The sequence below is a fragment of the Nocardia sp. NBC_00565 genome (assembly GCF_036345915.1).
In the GTDB taxonomy this organism is placed as follows: Bacteria; Actinomycetota; Actinomycetes; order Mycobacteriales; family Mycobacteriaceae; genus Nocardia.
This window is the reverse complement of sequence record NZ_CP107785.1, coordinates 8,653,257-8,674,942: the sequence shown is the minus strand read 5'-3', so window position 1 is coordinate 8,674,942 and position 21,686 is coordinate 8,653,257. Positions and strand designations below refer to the sequence as shown.

Sequence of the window (21,686 nt, the reverse complement as noted above, 5' to 3'; positions counted from 1 at the left end):
CAAACAGCGCCAGCAACCCAGCGGTCCCGGCTCCTCATCCTCCGAGGGCCGGGCCGCAGTCGTCCGTATCTACTGATGTTTCCTCGTTGCTCGCCGATGGGTGTATTCCAGTCGCCGCAGGCGGTCCCAGCACGGAGGCGGTCGAGCTCAGCACCGCACTGTCGGCCACCGATTGACTGCGCGACTGGCTGCGCAGTTTCGAAACGAGCACATGCAACCGTGAGGTCGCAGCCTGGGGCGAATCCACACCCCAGATCTCGCGGAACAGCTCAACGCCTTGTACGGCCCGCCTGCGGTGCAATAGGGCTGTCGACGGTGAAGCCGTCGTAGGCGACCTTGTCCCGGCCCGCTTCGCGGGCGCCGACGGCGGCTGGTTCAGCGCCAGTACCACGGGATGGCGAGAATCCGGCGACGATCGCATCACCAGTTGTCGGGTTCGTCGCCGCGAAGTCGGTTCAGGGCTGAGTCGATCCAGGATTCGAAGTAGTTCGTGAGATCGCCGGTGGTGGCGGGACGGATGGTGATGTGCTCGCGGGTTTGCTGCTGGACGTATCGGCCGTCGCCTTCGGTATCGAACCATCCGATGGCGTACCAGGGGGCCGGGCGGCTGTGCAGGTATCCGGCGAGCAGGCCGGCGACGCCCGCGCCGGAGCGGTGCTGAGTGAGACGATCGAAACGTTCCAGCGGACTGTTGCGGCCATGGCCATGGCCGTTGTTGCCGGAACGCAGATCCTCGACATGGAAGGTGTCCGGTTTGGCGCTGCCGGGAGGAACCGAGGGCAGGATGGCGGCCAAGCGTGCCGCTAGTTGTTCGGTGCGGAACAGCCGACAGCGGATAGGGCTGTCGACACCGCTCGTGGCGGTCTGGGTGAGCATCACCGCGTGATAGGGGGTCCGGGCGCCGAGGACGCGGTATTCGCGGGGTTCGCCTTTGCCGAGAACCGTTGATTCACCGGCGATTTCGATGCGCAGCTCGGAGGTGGTGAGGGTGTGCAGGGCGAGATTGATCTGCTGGGTTTCCTCGACACCGTAGCGGGCGCGCACGGCGGCCCGATGCGCGACGACCTCGTCGTTGGTGGCCAAATGGCTGATATAGCGCAGCGGGTGTGGGAACCGGTCGTTCGCGTCGCTGTACCACAGCGCCGCGAAATCGTCCGGTTCCCAACTCCATTCGGCCATCGTGGTCATCCAATCAACATCATGCGGCGGCCCGGTAGCGTCCCGGGTACGGTGTGGGCACCTCGGGACCGGCAGCAGGCCAACGAAATCCAGGTAATAAGCACTTCGGCCGCCGACATTTCGACCAGCGGCCGTGAATCAATTCGATGTCGGTCCGGGTTCGGCGTGGTCGCCGCCGATCACGCCACGAGGAACAGTTTTCGGGGCGGGCCCGAGCAACTCTTCGGTGTTCTCCATGTTCCGAAGCCACTCGGGGAGCTGATGAGACTCGTCGTCGCCCTTGGATTGGCCACGGCCACCGCCCATTCCACCCATTCCCGACATGCCCGAGGTGCCGGTGCTGGTGGTCGCCGCACGTGCCGCGTTGGCTGTCGTGCCGGTGGCGGTCGGTGTGCCGGGCACGGTGCTGCCAGGCTTGCCCGAGGTCGTGCCGGAGGCGCCACCCAACCCGCCGCTGTTGCTGCCCGGATAGCTGCTCGGCGTCGTCGAAGTGCTCGTCGTGGGGGTCACCGAACTCGGTTGGGTAGCCGAGGTGCTCGACGGGGTCTGCGACGACGAATCGGTGCTCGTGGGAGTGGTCGACGACTCCTGCGAATTGTTCGTCGTCGGATCGGTGGCGGTCTGCGAATCTTCCTTTTGGCCGCCGCTGCCCTGGTTGCCGGTCCCGGACGTCGGGTTACCGCCACCGTTTCCAGTTGTCCCCGGGGTGTAGCCGTCGTTCTTGGTTTCGGGTGGCTTGTACAACGGATCGGTCGGACTGTTCGGCACCGGGAGCACCGGAATCTGCGTATCCGCCGAAACAAATGTATTGACGTAATGACTGCGCATGGCTTCCCGTGCGGCACTCTCGCAATCGTTGCGCACCGCAGCGGAATTGGGGCCGTGGTAGATACCCAGGTTCCAGCTCTTCGGGTTGTACCAGGATCCACCGTCCGGCGGCTTATCCACGGCATTCTGAGTATCGTTGACACCCTTGGCCGCTGCTGACACTCGGTCGGCGAGGTTCTGCAGCGGTGTCGTCAGGTCCAATGCGGCCTTGGCGTATTTGCTGATCGCGTCTCGCGAACTATTCGCGGCAGCGCCGTCCCAGGCCGCCGAGCTCGAATGATTGATCCGGTTGGCGAAAAGTTCCGCCGCCGAAGCCCACCGCGTGGCGATCTGGGCATACTCGCCGGAGCCGTTGTTCGCCTCGGTCGTATTCAGCGGAGTGAACGCGTTGTAGATCTTCCAATGATTCCAGCTATCAACATGTTCACCGCCACCGGGAATCTTGGACGGCTCGTTCGAATCGCTCATTTCGAGGCACCGACAGCCGGGGGCGTTGTCACGCCCAGTTGGGTCGGAGTACCGATCTGGCTGGCTTCCACATTCGCTGTCAACTCGTTGTAACGAGCGGCAAATTCTTGATCCTGCTCCACGTATTTCTGAGCGATTGTGCGGTGGAGGTTTTGGATGTCGTCGACGATCTGGTAGTGCTGCGCGAGGATGTCGAAGACGTTGTTGTCCGAGTCCTTGGCAGGATCGACGATCTTGGCCTTGCCGCGGAAGCGAGCCACGAGCGTATTGGCAGAGCTCATGCCGTCCGTCGTCTCGCCGAGGCCCCAGTGCTCACGGCGCGAGATGGTTTGCGCGACTACCTGGAGTGCACGGATCTCGTCTTTGAACGCCTGGCAGTCGCGTTCGATGTAGACGAACTCATCGGCGTTGACCCGCACTTCGTTGCCGAAACTGACAGTCAGCTTGCCGTCCTGAGCATCCTTGATCACGCTGGCCAGTGGGCCCGCAGATGACGGTGTCGTGGATTCGCCGCTCACTGTTCGTGTTCCTCCCCAAGGGTTTCCGGCCGGAATCGACCGGAGGTCGTTCAAGTTTAAAGGGTGGCAGGTATCGCTGGAACGATCTGCTCCGCGAGGCGCTTAGCGATCTCGCAAGAGTGCTGGGAGGCGGTCAGTTTGGCCGAAGGCGGGTTGTTGATACTGATCTCAAGACTGCCGCTCGTCATCTCGACATTGATTACGCAGTCAGCGTGCGGATCCTGACCGGTGACATGGGAAGTGAGTGCAGCCCGCCCCGCAACGGTGAGCTCCTCGTCGACTGTGAAGTCCTTGTTGGCTCGCACCATCGCCAAGGTGATGTTGGTGGTGTCGATCGTGCCGGCGTATCCGTCGGACTGAACCCAGATGCAGCCGCGCCACTTCATGCCACCGGGCCTATCTGTGGTGTCAGCCCCCTTGTTCTTCAGCTTCTCCGACTGAATGAGAGCCTGCGGGAGGTCTTTACACGCATCGAACCCCGCTGGCACGTCCGCCGCGATGGTCGGCGTCGCCGACGCACTGTTCGTGTTGCCCTTCGACTCCCCACCGGAGTTGCACGCCGAAACCAGCACGACCACCCCCGCACCGAGAACCACACCCCGGACCACACCGCTCCAGCTGGCCATCTCGTCCTCTCGAACCGGTGCCATCCCAGACCCTGGGACCGGACCGGCTTCCCCCGCCCCCTAATAACCTCGTCTAGACCGTACCGGCCAGGTCACCAGCACGCAAAGGCGTTGGTGATTCCTACAGAGTGGGTTCTACAGGGCCGCGCACGCCGACAACGATGACGCTGGATACGACGCCGAGGTTGCTTCGGATGTCGCCATCGTCAGCCGAACCGATGCACGTCTACCTACCGTCGCCGACGCGCAGGCGTGGAACTCTGGGAACGGAAGAACCCAAGGAAAGCGCCTGGGGTTCATTCGGTTTCGTGTTTCGACCGCCGATCAGGCGCGATCGAACTCGCCTTCCTTGACTCCTGCCGCAAAGGCATCCCACTCCGCAGGACCGAAAACCAGCGCCGGACCGGTGCGATCCTTGGAGTCGCGCACGCCAACCATGCCCCCGCTGAGGTGTGCAACTTCTACGCAGGCCTGGGCGTCCTTGCTGCGGCTGGACTTGAACCACTTCGCCCCGGACAGGTCGATGCTCACCCTTCGTACTCCCTTGCTATCTGGGCCACGAGTTCCCTGGATTTTCCCTCATCCAACGCGACACGGCGGATGCCCGCAAGTCCGGAGCGATACTGGTGAATCTCCGTCTCACGTTCCAGGTAGAGGGCGCCCGTGTACCCATCCACGTATACCACCGGGGGCTCCGACAAGTAGGCGGTCGGATGTTCGGGGAACTCCAGCAAGACGAAGCTCCCTACCTGCAGACCGATATGCATTCCTGCGCTGAGCGGTACGACGCGAATCGACACGCTAGGCATTTGAGCCGCCTCCTCGAGGTAGCGGAGCTGGCGTCCCATTACCGCCGGACCACCGATCGGGTAGCGCAACGTCGACTCGCACAACAGAGCATGCACAGTAAAGTTCTGGCTATCCTTCCGAAGTCGCTCTTGTCGCCGAATCGTCAGCTCTACGTTGCGCTCCACCTCGGTCGGACTGGCCTGCGGCTGCAGCGCCCAGACACCAGCGCGTCGGTAATCGGCGGTCTGGAGGAGACCCGGTATCAGTGTGAGCTGAAAGGTCGTAAGCTCGCGGGCAAACTCTTCCAGGCCAATGAACAGGGCGAAGACTTCTGGAATGACATCCTCGTACGGGTGCCACCAGTTCTTCTGTTCGGCCAGCTCCACGAGACCGACAAGCACCTTCGTCTCGTCCGATGCCGCTCCGTACAGCTGGCAGAGCGCTTGCACATAAATCTCTTTCAGCTTCGGTCCATGTTGTCCGGTTTCGATCCGCCACAACGTCTGCGCCGATACCCGAATGGCCTGCGCCGCAACCTTCGGCGGTACGCCCGCCCCCTCCCGCAACCGCTTGAGCGCTCGGCCGAGCATACGACGCGGCAGAGTGGAACCCGTTGAACCAGTGGACATTCCTTAGCCTCGCTATCGGGTGATGTCGGTTTGGAATCAGTTTGCTCCTCGCCATGGAATTTTGGAACAAACTTGGTCAATTCTCGTGCTGGAATCTTCCACAACTCTCCCGTGAAGCGTACTACTGAAATCACCCCGGTAGCCGGGAAGCACCTACCGCACGCGCAAATCTCCTTGCATCACAGGCGGTTTCGGCCTCGGCTACCGGGCATTCCAGACCCTCAAACCCACGTTCGGAGTATCCGCATGCACGGCCTGCCGGTAACGAACCACAGCGAATTGCCCGTGATGACAATCGAATACGCGCATGTAATCATGCAAACCCACCTGGACTGTCAGGCGTCGATATGCCCGGTCAAGGCGCAGGCGAAGAAGCGGCTCATCGAGGCCGGCCGGTTCGTCCCGGCCGATGTCCCGCACCTGGGGTTCTGAGAGATGGCCGCCGATCCCGTCGAGCACCAGTATCCGAGCCATGCGATGTCACCGGCTCAGATGCATCGGGAAATCGCCCACGACCGGCACGCCGACTGCACGGTGCGGACGTGTGCGATGTTGCGCGGCTGTTGGACACACCTGATCGAGACGGGACATCCGCACCCCACCGATTCGCCCGACGACTGCCCCACCTGCACCAGACCGTCTGCCTGACAGCAGATCTCCAATACCGAACAACCAAGAGGTGCTGCCCAATGCCCGCCCAGATCACCGCCCTGATCGTCCTGCTCACCACCCTCCCTTACGCGGCGTGGCTGGTCTATGCAGTGGGGAAGCCTCACGCCGATCCGGGCGCGGAGAACACCGGTCAGGCGGGCCGATGACCGCCAGCAAGCTGAACCGCGGCCAATCGCGGGCCGGCGACGGCGATCCTGCACTGCCGCAACGTGATCCGTTCATCGGTCCACCGGCCATCTACAGCGGTGCGCCAGCCGATGTGGTCGAGCGGTTCGCGGACGCGGTCCGTGAATGGGCGAATCAGCCTGTGCCCGCGTGGTCGTCCCGGTGCCGGGGTGTCGAGTCCCCCGGCATCGGACGCACCAATCATCAGGAGGCTTGATGCGCCGAGATCAGTTGCGTACCACCCAAACCCAGGACGGCCGCAAAGTCGCGTCGCGGCCTGCACCGCCGATGACGACCGTGGCGGATCCACGAGGTGCCGGTCGCCGTACTCGCCAACTACGACGCCGAAGGCAGCGCCCTCCCCGACTCGGTCCGCAACCCGATCATCGTCGTCGACGCTGTGCCCGAATTCTCAGCCAGATGCTCGGCGTGGAGTACCCTGTCAGCGATTCATGAGGGGGTGACCGCGGTGGGGGACTGTCGATTCGACGGTCGGCGGGCAGGTGCCCGCGGTGATGCGGCTCCGCGCCGAAATCCACGGCTTCCACGCTCTAACTGCCGACGGCCGCTTCCCCACCGCCCCGAGAAGTTCACCCTGGCGAGACCCGCAGTTCCGGTCGAACCGTCGACCTTTACCGCCGCTTCGCTCGAGCCGAGGGCCTGAGCGAGGCAATACTGACAGTGCGTCGATGTTTCGGGGCGGGGAACATCCGGCGGAAGTCCGGCGTCACGGCTTACTGACCGGATAGCGGGCCATTTTCCGGGGTAGTCAAGTCTTCAAAGCCGGGGCGATCCGTACTTCCCAAACACTGTGGGGTACGGCGGAACCGCTGATGGGGTAGCCGTCGCCCGCGACCGAGGGAGCCGGTCACGGTGATCTGGCCGGACGGAGCACAGCGGGACTGAGTTGGTCAAGGCGATGCCATCTGACCGTCGGTCCAGAGCGTGACTCGCGGGAGCACTAACGACCAGTAGGGGGGCGGGACGGGGGGCAAGTGATCCCGGTCACCGGTCGTGGCGAAGGAACGACTATGTTCATCGGCTATGACTTACCTGGTTACTGGAGCAACTGGGTTTATCGGTCGGTTTCTGGTTCCCGAGTTGCTGAAGCGCGAGGGTGATATTCATGTGCTGGTGCGGCAGGGGGGTGATTCGGCCGCTCGGTATACGTGCTGTGCTCGGGAGTGGGTGGGTGCGGAGCGGGTGCGGCCGGTGCGGGGGGATCTCGGGGAGGCGGGGCTCGGGATCGATCCGGGGTGGGTCGCCGAACATCGGGGGTCGATCGAGCATGTCTTTCATTTGGCGTCCGGCTATGACCTGACCGCGCGGGGCGGTGGGACTCGGCATGTCGTCGATGTCGCGGAGGATTTGAAAGCCGGGTTGCTGCACCATGTGTCGACGGTGGATGTGGCGGGTGGGCTCGACGGTCTGTTCAGCGAGGACATGTTCGACGAGGGACAGGTGCTGAGTTCGCCGATGCAGCGGGCCAAATTCGAGGCCGAGAAGATCGTGCGCGAGTCTCGGATCGGGTGGCGGATCTATCGGCCCTCGATCGTGATCGGGCATTCGCGCACCGGTGAGATCGATCGGATCGACGGGCCCTACTACTTCTTCCGGCTGCTGCGGATGGCCGCACAGCTGCCGCGGATTCTGCCGGTGCTGGTGCCGAAGCTGGGCGAAACCAATATGGTCCCGGTCGATTTCGTGGCCCGCGCACTGGATCACCTTGCGCACCGACCCGGCTCGAACGGCGCCACCTACCATCTGGTCGATCCGCGCAGACAGAGCGCCGCCGAGGCGCTGAATCTGTTCGCCGACGAGGCCGGAGCGCCACATCTGGTGGAGGTGATGCCCAAACGCACCCTCGAAATGATGCTGCGGGTACCCGGCACGAGTTGGCTGCTCCCCCGCGTCGGCGTACCGCAGGATGTGCTGGAGCACAGCGAATTCAGCTGCTGGTTCGACTGCCGCCACACCACCGCCGCCCTCGCCGGCACCGATATCAAGGTGCCGCCGCTGGCCGCCTATGCCCCGCTGATCTGGAAGTACTGGGTAGAGAACTGGGTCTGACGGCTCAGCTGCCGGTGACCGTCAGGTAGATCAGTGCGACATTGAGCAGGCTGATGATGATGGCGACCAGCCAGGCCAGGCCGGTGGTCACCCGGTGGTTGACATCGTTGCCCATGAGTACGCGGTCGCTGGTGAAGCGGACCAGCGGGATCAACGCGAATGGGATGCCGAATGACAGCACCACCTGCGAAATGATCAGGGCGCGGGTGGGATCGATGCCGATCGCCAGGATCAGAATGGCCGGGATCAGCGTGACCAGGCGGCGGGCCAACAGCGGAATCTTGCGCCGCAGTAAGCCTTCCATGATCATCGCGCCCGCGTACGCACCGACGGAGGTCGAGGCCAGGCCGGAGGCCAGCAGGCCGATCGCCAGCAGCAGTGCGGCGACGGGGCCGAGCGCATCGCCGACGGCGGCGTGCGCGCCCTCGAGAGTGTCGACGTTATCGCGGCCGCGCAGCGTATTGGCGGCCATCAGCAGCATGGCCAGGTTGACCGTGCCCGCCAGCAGCATGGCGAGTACGACGTCGTATTTGGTGATCCGCAGCAGCCGGACCCGCAGCGGGCCGACCTCGGGCTGACCGTGGCGGTCGCGGGCCAGGCCGGAGTGCAGGTACACCGCGTGTGGCATGACGGTCGCGCCGATCATCGCCGCGGCGAGCAGCACGCTCTCGGCGCCCTGGAAACGCGGCAGCAGACCGCCGATGGTGCCGGGGACCGACGGCGGCGAGATCACCACGCTGGCCAGGAAGCCGATGGCGATGACGGCGAGCAGGCCGGTGATGACCCGCTCGAACGGCTTCTGCCCGCGCCGGTTCTGCACCAGCAGCAGTCCCATCGAGACCACACCGGTGATCAGTCCGCCGACCAGTAGCGGCAGATCGAACAACAGCTTCAGCGCGATCGCGCCGCCGACCACTTCGGCCAGGTCGGTGGCCATGGCGACGGTCTCGGCCTGGACCCAATAGGCAAGGCGCACCGGACGACTCGACTTGGAGCGCACCGCCTCCGGTAGCGACATACCGGTGACCAACCCCAGCTTCGCGGATAGGAACTGCACCAATCCGGCCATCACGTTCGCCATCACGATCACCCACACGAGTAGGTAACCGAACTGCGCGCCCGCGGAGATATTCGACGCCACATTGCCGGGGTCGACATAGGCGATGGCCGCTACGAATGCCGGTCCGAGCAAGATGCTGACAGATCTCGCCCGCTGTGACGCGTTACGCGCCGATTCGACCAGGGTTGTACTCACAGAACAGAATTTTACGGGTTCCCGAACTTTTTGGTTAGCCCCAACTATATAAAACAGACCGCCCCGGTTGTGCGATAGCGCACAACCGGGGCGGTCGGTGGTAAAAAGGTCAGCCTCAGAGGCCCAGGCCGCGGGCCAGGGTGGGCCAGGAGGCGTGCAGCTCGTCGTTCCAGTAGCCCCACGAGTGGGTGCCCGACGGGCGGAAGTTGAAGGTGGCCGGGATGCCGAGCGAATCCAGCTTCGCCTTCATGTTGTTGGTGCAGTAGTTGGTGCCCGCCTCGATGATGCCGCCGATCAGGATCTGGTTGGCCAGACCATAGGAGCCGGGCAGCGCGTACTGACCGTTGAGGGTGTCGTACGGGCCGGGCAGACCGTTGCCGGTCGAGATGTAGAGGTCCGTGCCGCGCAAACCCTCGGCATTGACGTAGGGATCGTTCGCCGCCCAGTCCGGCGAACCGATCGGGCCCCACATGTTGTCGACATTGCCGCCGCCCCAGGTCTCGACGGTCAACTTCACGAACTCCGAACCGACCGGATCACTGGTCTGGGCGCAGCCACTGTAGGCGGCGGCGGCCTTGTACAGACCCGGCTTCGCGATCGGCAGCGCGAGCACGGTGGTGCCCGAGGTGGACAGGCCCGCGATGGCGTTGGTGCCATTGGTGCCGAGCGCGCCGTCGATCAGCGGCGGCAGCTCCTCGGTGAAGAAGGTCTTCCACTTGTTGCGGCCGAGCGTCGGATCGTCCTTGATCCAGTCGGTGTAGTAGCTCCACTTGCCGCCGATGGGCTGGACCACGTTGACGTTCTTGTCACCGAGGAACTTCAGCGCATCGGTCTTGGCCACCCAGGACGCCTCGTCCTCGCCGCCGCCCGCACCGTTGAGCAGGTACAGGACCGGGCGCGGCACCGAGGCATCGGCCGGGCGCTGCACGTCGACCGCGAAGGTCCGGTCCATGGCGGCGGAGTAGACGTGCAGGCGGAGGCTGCGGTCGTCCTTGTATTCGGCCTTGGTGATCTTCGAGCCGTCCGGCGCGATCGGATTGGCGAGTAGCGTCTTCGAATCGATGATCGGGTCAGCCGTCGCGGTGGATGCGCCGAAGCCGGACATGACTCCCGCGAACGCCGCGGTCGCCGCGATCATCGCTGCCACACGTGTGCCGCGACGCCGGATCTGACTACGCATCAATTTCACCTTCACTTCGTTTCGTGATTACGGGCGGGATGTCCCTACCGTCGGCGCGCGTGCCGAAGGCATCGCGCTCGACCATACGGCCTATGTAGTCGTGACAATAGTGGACATCGTTACCGCAACGTTGCCCCATGATGCCGGACCAGCCGGAATGTGATCTTGCTCGCCCCGGAGTCGATGACCTCGAGCACAGTCATCGGACGCGCACCTGCTGGCCGTGCTCGGCCAGTCCGCCCAGTGCCCGGATCCAGTGTTCGGCGAAGGTCTTCACCTCATCGCCGCCGAAGACCTCGGCGGCGTAGTCGAAGCGCACGAGCAGGCCGTCGGCGGTGGCGTCGGCGGTGATATCGAGCAGCAGATCCGCGACCGGCGCCTCGGTGTGCACCCGCGCCGGGCGCAGGTCCCGGTAGCGCAACCCGAATTGGCCGGTGGGGAGCATATTCAGGGCGGCGGCGGTATCGGGATTCAGCGAGCGCAGCAGGCCGTACCCGACGCCATAGGACGGCACCGCGCCCGCGAGCCGCTTGATCTGCTGTATCGCGGTGCCCGCCGCGCGACCACCGATCAGCGCCTCCTCGATATCGACACCGACGAGCCGCAGCGGCAGCGGGTAGTCGGTGGTGAAAGCGCCGACGAGGGAATCGGTTTCGGCCAGCACCCGGCTGTCGGCGAACAGGCGGACCACCGAACCGATGGTGTCGGTGACGGTTTCGCCCGCGGAGGTGATCTGGGCGATGGCGACGGCGGTCAGCAGGACCTCGTCGACGCTGGCGTCGTGCGCGGCGGCCGCAGACACGATGGCCGCGGTGCCCTCGGTGGTGATCGTCAGCGAGACCCGGCGGCGCACCCGCAGATTCTTGCCTGCGGCACCGGCCTTGGCCGCGGGTACCGCACTCAATGTGTGGTGCCACCAAGCCATTTCCTCGATGGCCTCCGGGCCGCTCGCCCGCTCCGTGAGCACCCCGAGCAGATCGGCGAGCCCGGCCTCGGGGACGGCGGGGAACCGGTGCCTGCCGCGCGACCAGGCCAGCGACAGCTTGTCGATGATGGTGCGCCAGGAGGTGTCGTCCACGACCAGGCCGTTGGCGACCACGACCATCGTCGTCGGCACTTCCGGGCCGCCGACCAGCACGAATCGGATATTGCGGCCGTGCGCCGGATCCAGTTCGGTGGCGACCGCGCGCACCACGTCCTCGACCGACGGCGGGGTCTGGTCGATGCCGTACTCGAGCCCGAGGAACGCCTCGTCGACACGCTCCGCTTCGGCGGGTATCTCGAAGATCGGCGTGCTGCCGACACCGTCGCGGTGCAGGCGGACCCACAGCATCGGATGCTGCTCGAGCACGGTGTCGACGGCGAATTGGACGGCTTCGGGTGAGTAGTTGGGCGGGATGTCGATGGCGATGACGCGCAGTTCGACGCCGGACTCCAAGAGCCGCACGGCATTGGGGGTCAGCGACAGCGGGATCGGGCCGTCGTCGGGTTCCTCGGGGCGGTGCGGCACCGCTAGTTCGACGAACGGGTCCTGTTGTTCGGCAGGGTCGATCGAGGCGGGGGTTTGTTCGGCCGAACTCGGGTAGGCGTACTGGTACTCACCTGCCTTGACCACGAACGCTGTGGTGCGGTCGTCGAAACCGGCTGCGCTGCTGGCGAACTCGGTCGCTTCGCGGTCGAACGCGGCCGCGTCGTCGTCCAGATGCAGCGCCGGGGCTTCGACGGTGGGTGGGAGATCGTCCGCCGTGGCAGCATCGTTGTTCTCGGCCCAGTCGTCGTCCAGATGCAGCGCCGGGGCCTCGACCGTGGGTGGCGGGTCCTCGAACGTACGAGCCGGTTCGGCTGTGGCGGCGGTGCCGGGGTATGCCGGGTCCGCCAACCTACGAGCCGGTTCAGCTGTGGCGGCGGTGCCGGGGTATGCCGGGTCCGCCAACCTACGAGCCGGTTCAGCTGTGGCGGCGGTGCCGAGGTATGCCGGGTCCGCCAACCTACGAGCCGGTTCAGCGGTGGCTGCCGTGCCGAGGTATGCCGCGTCTTCGGCTGGTGCCGAGAGGTTCTCGACGACCGCCGGTTCGTCTTCCACCGGTGTCGCAGGCACTTCGGCGAGCAACTCCGCGAGGACCGGGCCTATCTCCGCGAACGCCGCCGGGGCGGTCATCAGTTCGTGGGTCGCGGCGACCGGGTGGTCGGTGATCACGCCGTCGACATAGGGCCGCCAGGCTCGGGCTTCGGCGGTGTGGCCGGTGGCGCTGAAGAAGTGGAGCTCGCCGTGGAAGACCTTGTGCTGGTGATTGATGCCGAGTTCCACCGAGCGCACCGCGCCGCGATAGCTCTGGCGCAGGCGTTCCGGGGTCAGCAGCGCCAGCTCCGGCGGGATGCTGGCGTACAGGACGGCAAGGGCCTCTTCGGTCAGGTTGCGGATGTTCTGGTCGCCGAGCAGATCCGGACCGATGCCGAGTTCGGCGAAGGCCGAGCGCAGTTCCGCCCAGAAATCGGCGATATTGCCGCCGGTGCGGCTGTCCAGCATGGCGAGCAGCGCGACTTCCGCGCCCGCGGACTGCAATTCGACCGCGACCGCGTGGGCCAGCGCACCGCCGAGCGACCACCCGAGCAGGCGGTAGGGCCCCTCGGGTTGGACCGCGATGATCTCCTCGGCGTAGCGGCGCGCCATCGCGTCCAGGGAGTCCGGCAGGAAGTCCGGTTCGGACAGCGCGGGCGACTGCACGCCGACGATCGGCCGGTCCGCGGGCAGATACTGCGCGAGACCGGTGTAACACCAGGACAATCCGGCCATCGGGTGGATGCAGAACACTGGTTCGCCGGTGCCGTTGCGGATCGGCAGCAGCACGTCGAGGGCGGCTTCGGCGTTCAATCCGTAGTCGTAGTCCTCGGTTTCGTCGGCCGCCAGGATGCGCTGGGTGAACGCCGCGACGGTCGGGTCGGTGAAGAACCACTGCACCTGGACCGCGATACCGGTCAGGTCGCGCAGCTTGCTCACCGCGCGCATCGCGATCAGCGAGCTGCCGCCGAGTGCGAAGAAATCGTCATCGGCGCCGACCCGGTCGACGCCGAGCACCTCGGCGTACACCTCGGCGACGGCGTGTTCCTGCGGTGTCGACGGCGCGAGGTAGGGGCGCTGCGCCAACTCGGGCGCGGGCAGCGCCGCGCGATCGAGCTTGCCGACCGGGGTAACCGGTACCTCGTCGAGGACCACCACCGCCGTCGGCACCATATGTCGCGGTAACCGGCGCTTGGCATATTCGGTGAGCTCGGCGGTGTCGACGGTCAGGCCGGGCACCGGCAGCACATAGGCGACGAGAATCTTTTCACCCGTCGGGGTTTCGCGACCGATCGTGACGGCGTACTCGACCGCGTCGTGGCCGCCGAGCACCGCGTCGATCTCGCCGAGTTCGACGCGCAGGCCGCGGATCTTCAGCTGGAAGTCGGTGCGGCCGACGTATTCGAGCTCCCACTCCCCCGCTTCGCCGACCCAGCGCACGAGATCACCGGTGCGGTACATCCGCGCGCCGGGCGGTCCCCACGGATCGGCGACGAAGCGTGCCGCACTCAGCGTCGGACGGTTGTGGTAGCCGCGGGCCAGTGCGGTGCCCGCGAGATACAGCTCGCCGACGGCACCGGGGGGCACCGGGCGCAGCCGCGCATCCAGCACCAGCATCGGTGTGCCCGGCACCGGCCGCCCGATGGTGACGCGCCGGCCCGCGATCATCTCGCTCCAGGACGCGGCCACGGTCGCCTCGGTCGGTCCGTAGCCGTTGAAGAAGTGCCGCCCCGGCTGCCACTTGGCGACCAGCTCCGGGGAGGTGACGTCACCGCCGCAGACCAGGAAGCGGAACTCGTCCAGACCGGCCGGGTCGATGGTGCCGAGGACCGCGGGGGTGAAGATCGCGTGGGTGACCCGCTCGGTGCGCAGCAGCGCGGCCAGATCCGGTCCGCCGAGGACCGTCGAGGGCACGATCACCAGCGTCGCGCCGCTGTGGAAGGTGCAGAGCCACTCCAGGACCGATGGATCGAAGCTCGGCGAGCACAGGTGCAGAAAGCGATGCTGCGGGGTGAGCTGGAACATGGCGCTCGCGTACTCGACCGCACCGCCGACGCCGACATGGGTGACGGTGACGCCCTTGGGCGTGCCGGTCGAGCCCGAGGTGTAGATGACGTACGCCGGATGCTCTGGCAGCAGTGTCGCCAGCCGGTCGGCATCGGTGAGCGGCGCCGCCGACTGTCCGGCCACCGCGGCGTGAATCGCGGGATCGTCGAGTTGCAGCCACGCGGTTTCGCTCGACTCGTCGGGCAGCCGCTCCAGGTAGGTGGAGGTGGTGATGCCGAGGACGACGGCGGAATCGGTCACCATGTGCCGGATCCGGTCCACCGGATAGGTCGGGTCGATCGGCACGTGTGCGCCACCGGCCTTCGCGACCGCCCAGAAGGCGGCGACCATCTCCAGAGAACGCGGAAGGGCAAGTGCGACAAGGCTCTCCGGGCCGACGCCGCGATCGATGAGTACCCGGGCCAGCCGCGAGGAGTATTCGTCGAGTTCACGATAGGTGATCGAGCGACCGTGCGAACGCACCGCGACGTGTTCGGGGTCGACGCCGACGGCACTGGTCAGCAGATCCGGTAGCAGCCGAACCGCGGGCGTCTCGCCACGCCGCACCGGGGTCAGCGCATGCTCTTCGGCGTCGCCGAGCAACGGCAGGTCGCCGATCGGACTATATGGGCGCGCGACGATTTCGCTGAGCAGCCGGGTGAACCGGGCGGCGAAATCCTCGATGGTGGTGTCGTCGAACAGATCTCGCGCGAAGCAGAATTCGCCGCGCAAGGTGTCATCGGCGGCGCCCGGGGCGAGCGAAGCGACGGGGGATCGACTCGGCGCCCACATGGTCAGCGACAGATCGAATTTCGCGGTGTCGACGGCGAAATCGAAGGTCTGCACCCGTAGTCCGGGCAGCTCGAACGTGCTGGTCGGCAGGTTCAGATACGACATCGACACCTGGAACAGCGGATGCCGCGCCGTCGAGCGCGGTGGATTCAGCAGCTCGACCAGCCGCTCGAATGGGAGGTCGGCATGCGAGAACGCGTGCAGGTCGGTGTCTTTGGTACTGGCGAGCAGGTCTCCGAAGGTGATCTCGCCCGGCACCTGCGTACGCAGCACCAGCGTATTGACGAACATGCCGATCATGTCGTCGAGTTCGGCCGCGCCGCGACCGGCCACCGGGGTGCCGATGGCGATGTCCTCGGTGCCGGACATGCGGGCCAGCAGTACCGACAGCGCGGCGTGCACCACCATGAACATGGTGGCGTTGTGCATACGAGCGAGCCGGGCCAAACCGGCGTGTACCCGCGGGTCGATGACGAATTCGGTGCGGCCGCCCGCGAAGGACTGCACGGCCGGGCGCGGTCGATCCGTGGGGAGGTCGAGTTCGTCGGGTAGATCGGCCAGCGCGGTCCGCCAGTAGGCGGCCTGCGCCGAGATCAGGCTGTCCGGATCGTCCTCGGAGCCGAGCACCTGCCGTTGCCAGACACTGAAATCCGCGTACTGCACCGGCAGCGGCGTCCAGGCGGGCAGCTCACCCGAACTGCGGGCGGAGTAGGCGAGCATCACGTCACGGACCAGCGGCGCCATCGACCAGCCGTCCGCACCGATATGATGTGCGACGAAAACCAGCAGGTGATCAGTGTTGTTTCGAGCGACCTGCAAGCAGTCGCTAGCGGCAGTATCGAGCCGGAACAGCGTGGCGCGGAACGGTACCTCGACGGTGACATCGAAGCCCGCCGCGACGACCTGCTGAACCTCCTGCACCGCAGCCGCTTCCGCGATCGGAATCGGCACCAGATCGATCGGCACCGCGTTCGGGGCGAGTATGTCCTGCACCGGACCGTCGGAGGTCTGCGGGTAGACGGTGCGCAGCACCTCGTGGCGCGCCACCATATCCTCGACGGCCAGGCCGAGCGCGGTCACGTCCAAGTCGCCGGATAGCCGGATCGCCACCGGGATGTGGTAGGCCGCCGAACTGGGATCGAATTGGTTGATGAACCACATCCGCAGCTGCGCCAGCGACAATGGCACCCGCTCGGGTCGCAGTCCGGCCAGCAGCGGCCGCCGCCGACCCGAACCCACATGGGTCTCGACCTTGGCGGCCAATCCGGCCACCGTCGGCGTTTCGAACACCGACCGCACCAGCACCTTCGTGTCGAGTGCGTCGCCGACCCGTGCCGCCACCTGGGTGGCCAGCAGCGAGTTACCGCCCGTGGCAAAGAAATCGTCGTCGCGCCCGACTCGCTGCGCGCCGAGCACATCGGCGAAGATGCCCGCCACGATCTCCTCGATCGGCGTCGACGGCGCGTGGAAGGCCTGGGTTTCGAACTCCGGTTCGGGTAGCGCGGCGCGGTCCAGCTTGCCGTTCGCGGTGCGCGGCAATGCTTCCAGCGTCACGTACGCGTTCGGCATCATGTAGGACGGCAGCACCGTGGCCAGCGCCGCCTGCACCTCGGCGGCCGGCAGCGCGGTCGCCGGGGGCGCCGGTACGAGATAGGCCACCAGCCGATCGCCGATTCGCGGATCGGATGTGACCAGGACCGCGGCCTGGGCGATTTCGGGCCGGGCCAGTAGCGCGGACTCGATCTCACCCAGCTCGATACGGAAACCACGGATCTTCACCTGAAAATCAGTACGACCCCGATAAACCAACCCACCATCAACATTCCACGCCACCACATCACCCGTGCGATACATACGCGCACCAGGCTCGAACGGATTCGCCACAAACCGATCCGCAGTCAAATCCGGCCGACCAAAATAACCCCGCGCCAACTGCACACCAGCCAAATACAACTCACCCGAAACACCCACCGGCACCGGACGCAAACGCCAATCCAGCACATACACACGACAGTTCCACTCCGGCACACCAATCGACACCGACACCACATCCGCCTCGGTCACCCGATGACTGGTGACCGACACCGCCGCCTCGGTCGGACCATACAGATTGAACAGTTCCGCGACGTTGTCCTGCCGGAACCGCTGCGCGGTCGCGGCGGGCAGTGTTTCACCGATCGCCAGCACCCGCCGCAGCGACCGGGAGAACAGGCCGGTCGACAACGCGTCCAGCATCGACGGCACCACATGCAGCGTCGTCACCGATTCGCGCGCCATCAGCTCGTTCAGATACGACGGATCGCGGTGCCCATCCGGCGCGGCGATGGCCAATGTGCCACCGCACACCGCCGCCGTCCAGAATTCCCACACCGACAGATCGAAGGTGGCCACCGTCTTCAGCAGCATCACATCATCGGGACCGAGGCCGAATTCGGTCCTCTCCCAGAGCAACTGGTTGACGATCGCGCCGTGCGAGACCGCGACACCCTTCGGCTGTCCGGTCGAGCCGGAGGTGAAGATCACGTAGGCGGTATGCCCGGGCAGCAACGTCGCACGGCGTTCATCCGCCCTGATCGGCGCGTCCGAATACCGCGACAGGTCGAGGTCGTCGATCGTCACGGAATCGACCGCGTCGGTGTGGAATCCGTCGTGCACGGTACTCAGCAGACACATGGGTCGCGCGGTCCGCAGCATGTACTCGACGCGCTCGGTAGGCTGATCCGGATCGACGGGCACATAGGCCGCACCGGATTTCGTGACCGCGTACATGGCGACGACCAGATCGATGGATCGGCGCATGCCCAATGCGACTCGGTCCTCGGGCCGCACACCGCGCTCGATCAGGTACCGCGCCAACCGATTGACCCGAGCGTCGAGTTCAGCATAGGTGAGTTCGCGCCCCGGCTGATCCGATACCAACGCCACCGCATCCGGCGCGCTCGCGACCGTCGCATCCAGCAGCGACACCAGCGTGGCCGTCCGATCGATGGCGCACGCGGTATCGTTCCAGCTCGCCAGAATCCGCGAACTCTCGTCCACGGCGAGCAGTTCGATCTCGCCGACCCGCACCGACACATCGTCGAGCACGGCATCGAGCACCCGCAGGAACCGATCCGCGAACCCCTGGACCGTCGCCTCGTCGAACAGGTCGATGGCATAACCGAAGTCGGTCACGATCCCGGCGGGCGTGCCGTCCTCGCCATAGCGGTCGGCCAGCGAAATATGCAGATCCGTCTTGGCCAGCTGCAGCTCGAAATCGACCGCGCTGACCGATAGACCGGGCAATTCGAAGGCGGTGTCGGGCAGGTTCTGGAACGAAAGGCTCACCTGGAACAGCGGATTGCGCGCGATCGAGCGAACCGGGTTCAGCGCCTCGACGACGCGTTCGAACGGCACATCCGCGTTGGCGAACGCCTCGAGATCGTGTTCGCGCACGTCGGTGAGCAGATCGGCGAAACTGTCGCCGGGGTTCACCCGGGTGCGGAACACCAGCGTGTTCACGAACATGCCGATCAGATCATCGAGTTCGCGCTCGCCGCGACCGGCGATCGGCGTGCCCACCGCGATGTCATCGGTGCCCGACAGCCGCGCCAGCAGCACCGCGAGCGCCGCGTGTACGACCATGAACAGCGAGGCGTGATTGGCCCGGGCCAGCTCGTGTAGCCGCGCGTGCCGGTCCGCCGAGATCTCGAACCGCACCGACCTGCCCTGGAACGATTGGGCCGGCGGGCGCGGGCGGTCGGTGGGCAGTTCCAGCTGGTCCGGCAACTGCGCCAGCCGGGCCCGCCAATAGGCGATCTGCTGGGCGGCCAGCGATTCCGGATCGTCCTCGGAGCCGAGCACCGCGCGCTCCCAGAGCGCGTAGTCGGCGTACTGGACCGGTAGCGGATCCCACTGTGGCTCTTGCCCGTGCACGCGTGCGGAGTAGGCGACCATGAGATCGCGCGCGAGCGGGCCCATCGACGCACCGTCGGCCGCGACATGATGCACGGTCAACGCGATCACATGCTCGCTCGGCGCGGTCTGGAACAGTGCGACCGCGATCGGCACCTCGACGGTCACATCGAAGGTCAGCACCGCGAACTCGATGATCCGGCCGACCAATTCGTCCTCGGTGACCTCGATCGGCACCGTCGCGAACGGCTCCGCCGGCACCGGATGGATGACCTGATGCGGTCGCCCGCCGGTGCTCGGATAGGTGGTCCGCAGTACCTCGTGCCGGCTCAGCACATCGCCGATCGCCAGACCGAGCGCGAAGCTGTCCAGCTCGCCCGAGAGCCGCACGGCGAGCGGAATATTGTCCACCGCCGAGGTTTCGGTATCGAACTGGTTGAGGAACCAATACCGCTGCTGCGCCAGCGACAGCGCAATCACCTCGGGCCGTGCCCCGGCGACCAGCGGCGGTCGACTCCGGCCCGATCCCGCGGTGCGCTCGACCACCGCCGCGAAGGCGGCCACCGTCGCGGCGTGGAACAGATCCCGCACCGCCAACCGGGTATCCAGCGCGGCATCCAGCCGCGCGGTCACCTGGGTGGCGAGCAGTGAATTGCCGCCGAGTTCGAAGAAGTCGTCATCCAAGCCGACCCGTGCGACACCGAGCACATCGCCGAAGGTCCCGGCGACGATCTCCTCGACCGGCGTCGACGGCGCGCGGAACACCTTGGCCTCGAAGACCGGCGCGGGCAACGCCTTCCGATCCAGCTTGCCCATCGGCGTCAGCGGCACCTGGTCGAGCACCGTGAGGCACGCGGGCACCATATGCGACGGCAGCTTTTGCTCGACCAGTGCCTTCAGCTCCGCGACGTCCACACGCTGCCCGGCCACCGGGTGGACATAGGACACCAATACCGTGGTTCCGCTGTCGAGTTCGTGCCCGACGGTCACCGCGAAATCCACCCGATCGTCGGCGCCGAGGACCGCGTCGATTTCGGTGAGTTCGATGCGGAAGCCGCGGATCTTCACCTGGGAGTCATTGCGGCCCAGATACTCGAGTTCACCGCTCGCGGTCCAGCGCACCAGATCGCCGGTGCGATACAGCCGGGTGCCCGGTTCGAACGGATTGGCGACGAAACGCGCCGCGGTGAGGGTCTGCTGGCCGAGATAACCGCGCGCCAGTTGGGCTCCGGCGACATACAGCTCGCCGACCACCCGGTTCGGCACGGGCACCAGCCGGTCGTTGAGCACATAGGCGGTGCTGCCGTGAATCGGCGGTCCGAGCGTCAACGGCTCCCACGGGACCATCGGCGGAGTGATATTCGTGGCGATGGTGGCCTCGGTCGGACCGTAGGCATCGAAGAACTCCCGCAGCAGCCCGCCCGCGATCGGTAATACCCAGCGCCTTACCAGCTGTGGCGGGCATGCCTCGCCGCCGGTCACCACGACCCGCAGCTCGTCCAGACCCGCTGGTTCCACCGAGGCCAGCGCCGCAGGCGTGACGAACGCGTGCGTCACCCGCTCGCGCCGCAGCACCGCGGCCAGTTCGGCGCCGCCGTAGACGGTCGGCGACACCACCACCATGGTGGCCGCACCGCCCAATGCCAGCAGGAGTTCCAGCACCGACGCGTCGAAGGACGGCGAGGCGAAGTGCAGTGTCCGCGCGGCGCTCGTCACGCGATATCGGGTGCGCTGCTCGTCGCAGAAGCCGGACAGGCCCTGGTGCGTGATGACCACACCCTTCGGGACACCGGTCGAGCCCGAGGTGTAGATGACATAGGCCGGATGCGCGCCGTGCAGCGGCCGCACCCGATCCTGGTTGGTGATCCGGTCCACCGGATACCGCTGCAGTAGTTGCGCGGTGATGGGCTCGTCGAGCACCAGCCATTCGGTGTGCTGGGGCAGGCTGCCGCGGACCGCGCCGACGGTCAGTCCGAAGTTCACCCCGGAGTCGGTCAGCATGTGCGCGACCCGCGCCGCCGGATAGTTCGGATCCACCGGAACGAATCCCGCGCCCGTCTTGGCGACCGCCCACACCGCGAGCACCGAAACCACCGACCGCGGGATGGCCACGGCGACCAAGTCCTCCGGACCGACGCCACGCTCGATGAGCAGCCGGGCCAGGCGGGTCGAGCGCTCGTCCAACTCCGCGTAGCTCAGCTGCCCGGAGCTGGTGTTCGCGTCGGCGAACACGACGGCGGGGCCGCCGGGATTCGCCTCGACGGCGGCCGCCATCAATTGCGGCAGGGTGATGACACGCATCCGCTGGGCCCGTGCGGGGCGTACCCGAGCCGGGCGCGTCACTCGTGCACCGCTTCCTCATGCCGACGTTGTCCAACCACCCGAAACATGAAGGAGCTCACCTACCCTGTAATCCCTAAATCTGCTCCCCACCCAGCGCTGTACTCAGAAGCATCGCATGGTCAGACGCCGATCGTTACCGCAATGGCCGCTTGTGCACGCCGACGATCCACCCG

At 66.1% G+C, this 21,686-nt stretch carries 13 protein-coding genes; 4 read left to right on the top strand and 9 right to left on the bottom strand.

Features of this window, described 5'->3' with window-relative positions:
• Positions 1 to 420: 420 nt before the first annotated feature.
• The 6 genes from OG874_RS39835 to OG874_RS39810 all read right to left on the bottom strand — a co-directional run bounded on the left by OG874_RS39835 (position 421) and on the right by OG874_RS39810 (position 5,037).
• The gene (locus OG874_RS39835) at positions 421 to 1,188 is read right to left on the bottom strand and encodes an ESX secretion-associated protein EspG (protein WP_330252196.1); all 768 of its coding nucleotides are present in this window, start codon (positions 1,186 to 1,188) and stop codon (positions 421 to 423) included.
• Positions 1,189 to 1,317: 129 nt separating this feature from the next.
• On the bottom strand, positions 1,318 to 2,475 hold the full coding sequence (locus tag OG874_RS39830) for a WXG100 family type VII secretion target (RefSeq protein WP_330252195.1): 1,158 nt from the start codon (positions 2,473 to 2,475) through the stop codon (positions 1,318 to 1,320).
• Positions 2,472 to 2,993, bottom strand: coding sequence for a hypothetical protein (locus OG874_RS39825; RefSeq protein ID WP_330252194.1), 522 nt, complete (start codon positions 2,991 to 2,993; stop codon positions 2,472 to 2,474). The genes OG874_RS39830 and OG874_RS39825 overlap by 4 nt, the downstream gene beginning before the upstream one ends.
• A 56-nt stretch (positions 2,994 to 3,049) precedes the next feature.
• Positions 3,050 to 3,619: a DUF3558 domain-containing protein gene (locus tag OG874_RS39820; RefSeq protein WP_330252193.1), complete on the bottom strand. Its 570-nt coding sequence runs from the start codon at positions 3,617 to 3,619 to the stop codon at positions 3,050 to 3,052.
• Between the two features lie 324 nt (positions 3,620 to 3,943).
• Entirely contained in the window at positions 3,944 to 4,150 is a 207-nt protein-coding gene (locus OG874_RS39815) for a DUF397 domain-containing protein (protein ID WP_330252192.1), read from the bottom strand.
• On the bottom strand, positions 4,147 to 5,037 hold the full coding sequence (locus OG874_RS39810; protein ID WP_330252191.1) for a helix-turn-helix domain-containing protein: 891 nt from the start codon (positions 5,035 to 5,037) through the stop codon (positions 4,147 to 4,149). The genes OG874_RS39815 and OG874_RS39810 overlap by 4 nt, the downstream gene beginning before the upstream one ends.
• 246 nt (positions 5,038 to 5,283) lie before the next feature.
• Between OG874_RS39810 and OG874_RS39805 the strand changes: the two genes are divergently transcribed.
• The 4 genes from OG874_RS39805 (at position 5,284) to OG874_RS39790 (ending at position 7,944) form a co-directional block, all read left to right on the top strand.
• On the top strand, positions 5,284 to 5,469 hold the full coding sequence (locus OG874_RS39805) for a hypothetical protein (RefSeq protein WP_330252190.1): 186 nt from the start codon (positions 5,284 to 5,286) through the stop codon (positions 5,467 to 5,469).
• 257 nt (positions 5,470 to 5,726) lie between these two features.
• On the top strand, positions 5,727 to 5,855 hold the full coding sequence (locus OG874_RS39800) for a hypothetical protein (protein WP_330252189.1): 129 nt from the start codon (positions 5,727 to 5,729) through the stop codon (positions 5,853 to 5,855).
• On the top strand, positions 5,852 to 6,091 hold the full coding sequence (locus OG874_RS39795) for a hypothetical protein (protein WP_330252188.1): 240 nt from the start codon (positions 5,852 to 5,854) through the stop codon (positions 6,089 to 6,091). The genes OG874_RS39800 and OG874_RS39795 overlap by 4 nt, the downstream gene beginning before the upstream one ends.
• A gap of 827 nt (positions 6,092 to 6,918) precedes the next feature.
• Entirely contained in the window at positions 6,919 to 7,944 is a 1,026-nt protein-coding gene (locus OG874_RS39790; RefSeq protein WP_330252187.1) for an SDR family oxidoreductase, read from the top strand.
• A 4-nt stretch (positions 7,945 to 7,948) separates the two neighbouring features.
• Here the strand turns inward: OG874_RS39790 and OG874_RS39785 are convergent, their stop codons facing one another.
• The 3 genes from OG874_RS39785 to OG874_RS39775 form a co-directional block, all read right to left on the bottom strand.
• A complete protein-coding gene (locus tag OG874_RS39785; RefSeq protein ID WP_442943208.1) occupies positions 7,949 to 9,199 on the bottom strand; it encodes an Nramp family divalent metal transporter in 1,251 nt (416 codons plus the stop codon).
• 115 nt (positions 9,200 to 9,314) lie between these two features.
• Entirely contained in the window at positions 9,315 to 10,337 is a 1,023-nt protein-coding gene (locus OG874_RS39780; protein ID WP_330257616.1) for an alpha/beta hydrolase, read from the bottom strand.
• Between the two features lie 241 nt (positions 10,338 to 10,578).
• Positions 10,579 to 21,513, bottom strand: coding sequence for an amino acid adenylation domain-containing protein (locus OG874_RS39775; RefSeq protein ID WP_330252186.1), 10,935 nt, complete (start codon positions 21,511 to 21,513; stop codon positions 10,579 to 10,581).
• Between the last annotated feature and the right edge of the window lie 173 nt (positions 21,514 to 21,686).

Coding starts and splice junctions, on each gene's coding strand:
- OG874_RS39835 (WP_330252196.1), bottom strand. CDS start 1,188: ATGACCACGATGGCCGAATGGAGTTGGGAACCGGACGATTTCGCGGCG.
- OG874_RS39830 (WP_330252195.1), bottom strand. CDS start 2,475: ATGAGCGATTCGAACGAGCCGTCCAAGATTCCCGGTGGCGGTGAACAT.
- OG874_RS39820 (WP_330252193.1), bottom strand. CDS start 3,619: ATGGCCAGCTGGAGCGGTGTGGTCCGGGGTGTGGTTCTCGGTGCGGGG.
- OG874_RS39810 (WP_330252191.1), bottom strand. CDS start 5,037: ATGTCCACTGGTTCAACGGGTTCCACTCTGCCGCGTCGTATGCTCGGC.
- OG874_RS39805 (WP_330252190.1), top strand. CDS start 5,284: ATGCACGGCCTGCCGGTAACGAACCACAGCGAATTGCCCGTGATGACA.
- OG874_RS39800 (WP_330252189.1), top strand. CDS start 5,727: ATGCCCGCCCAGATCACCGCCCTGATCGTCCTGCTCACCACCCTCCCT.
- OG874_RS39795 (WP_330252188.1), top strand. CDS start 5,852: ATGACCGCCAGCAAGCTGAACCGCGGCCAATCGCGGGCCGGCGACGGC.
- OG874_RS39790 (WP_330252187.1), top strand. CDS start 6,919: ATGACTTACCTGGTTACTGGAGCAACTGGGTTTATCGGTCGGTTTCTG.
- OG874_RS39780 (WP_330257616.1), bottom strand. CDS start 10,337: ATGATCGCGGCGACCGCGGCGTTCGCGGGAGTCATGTCCGGCTTCGGC.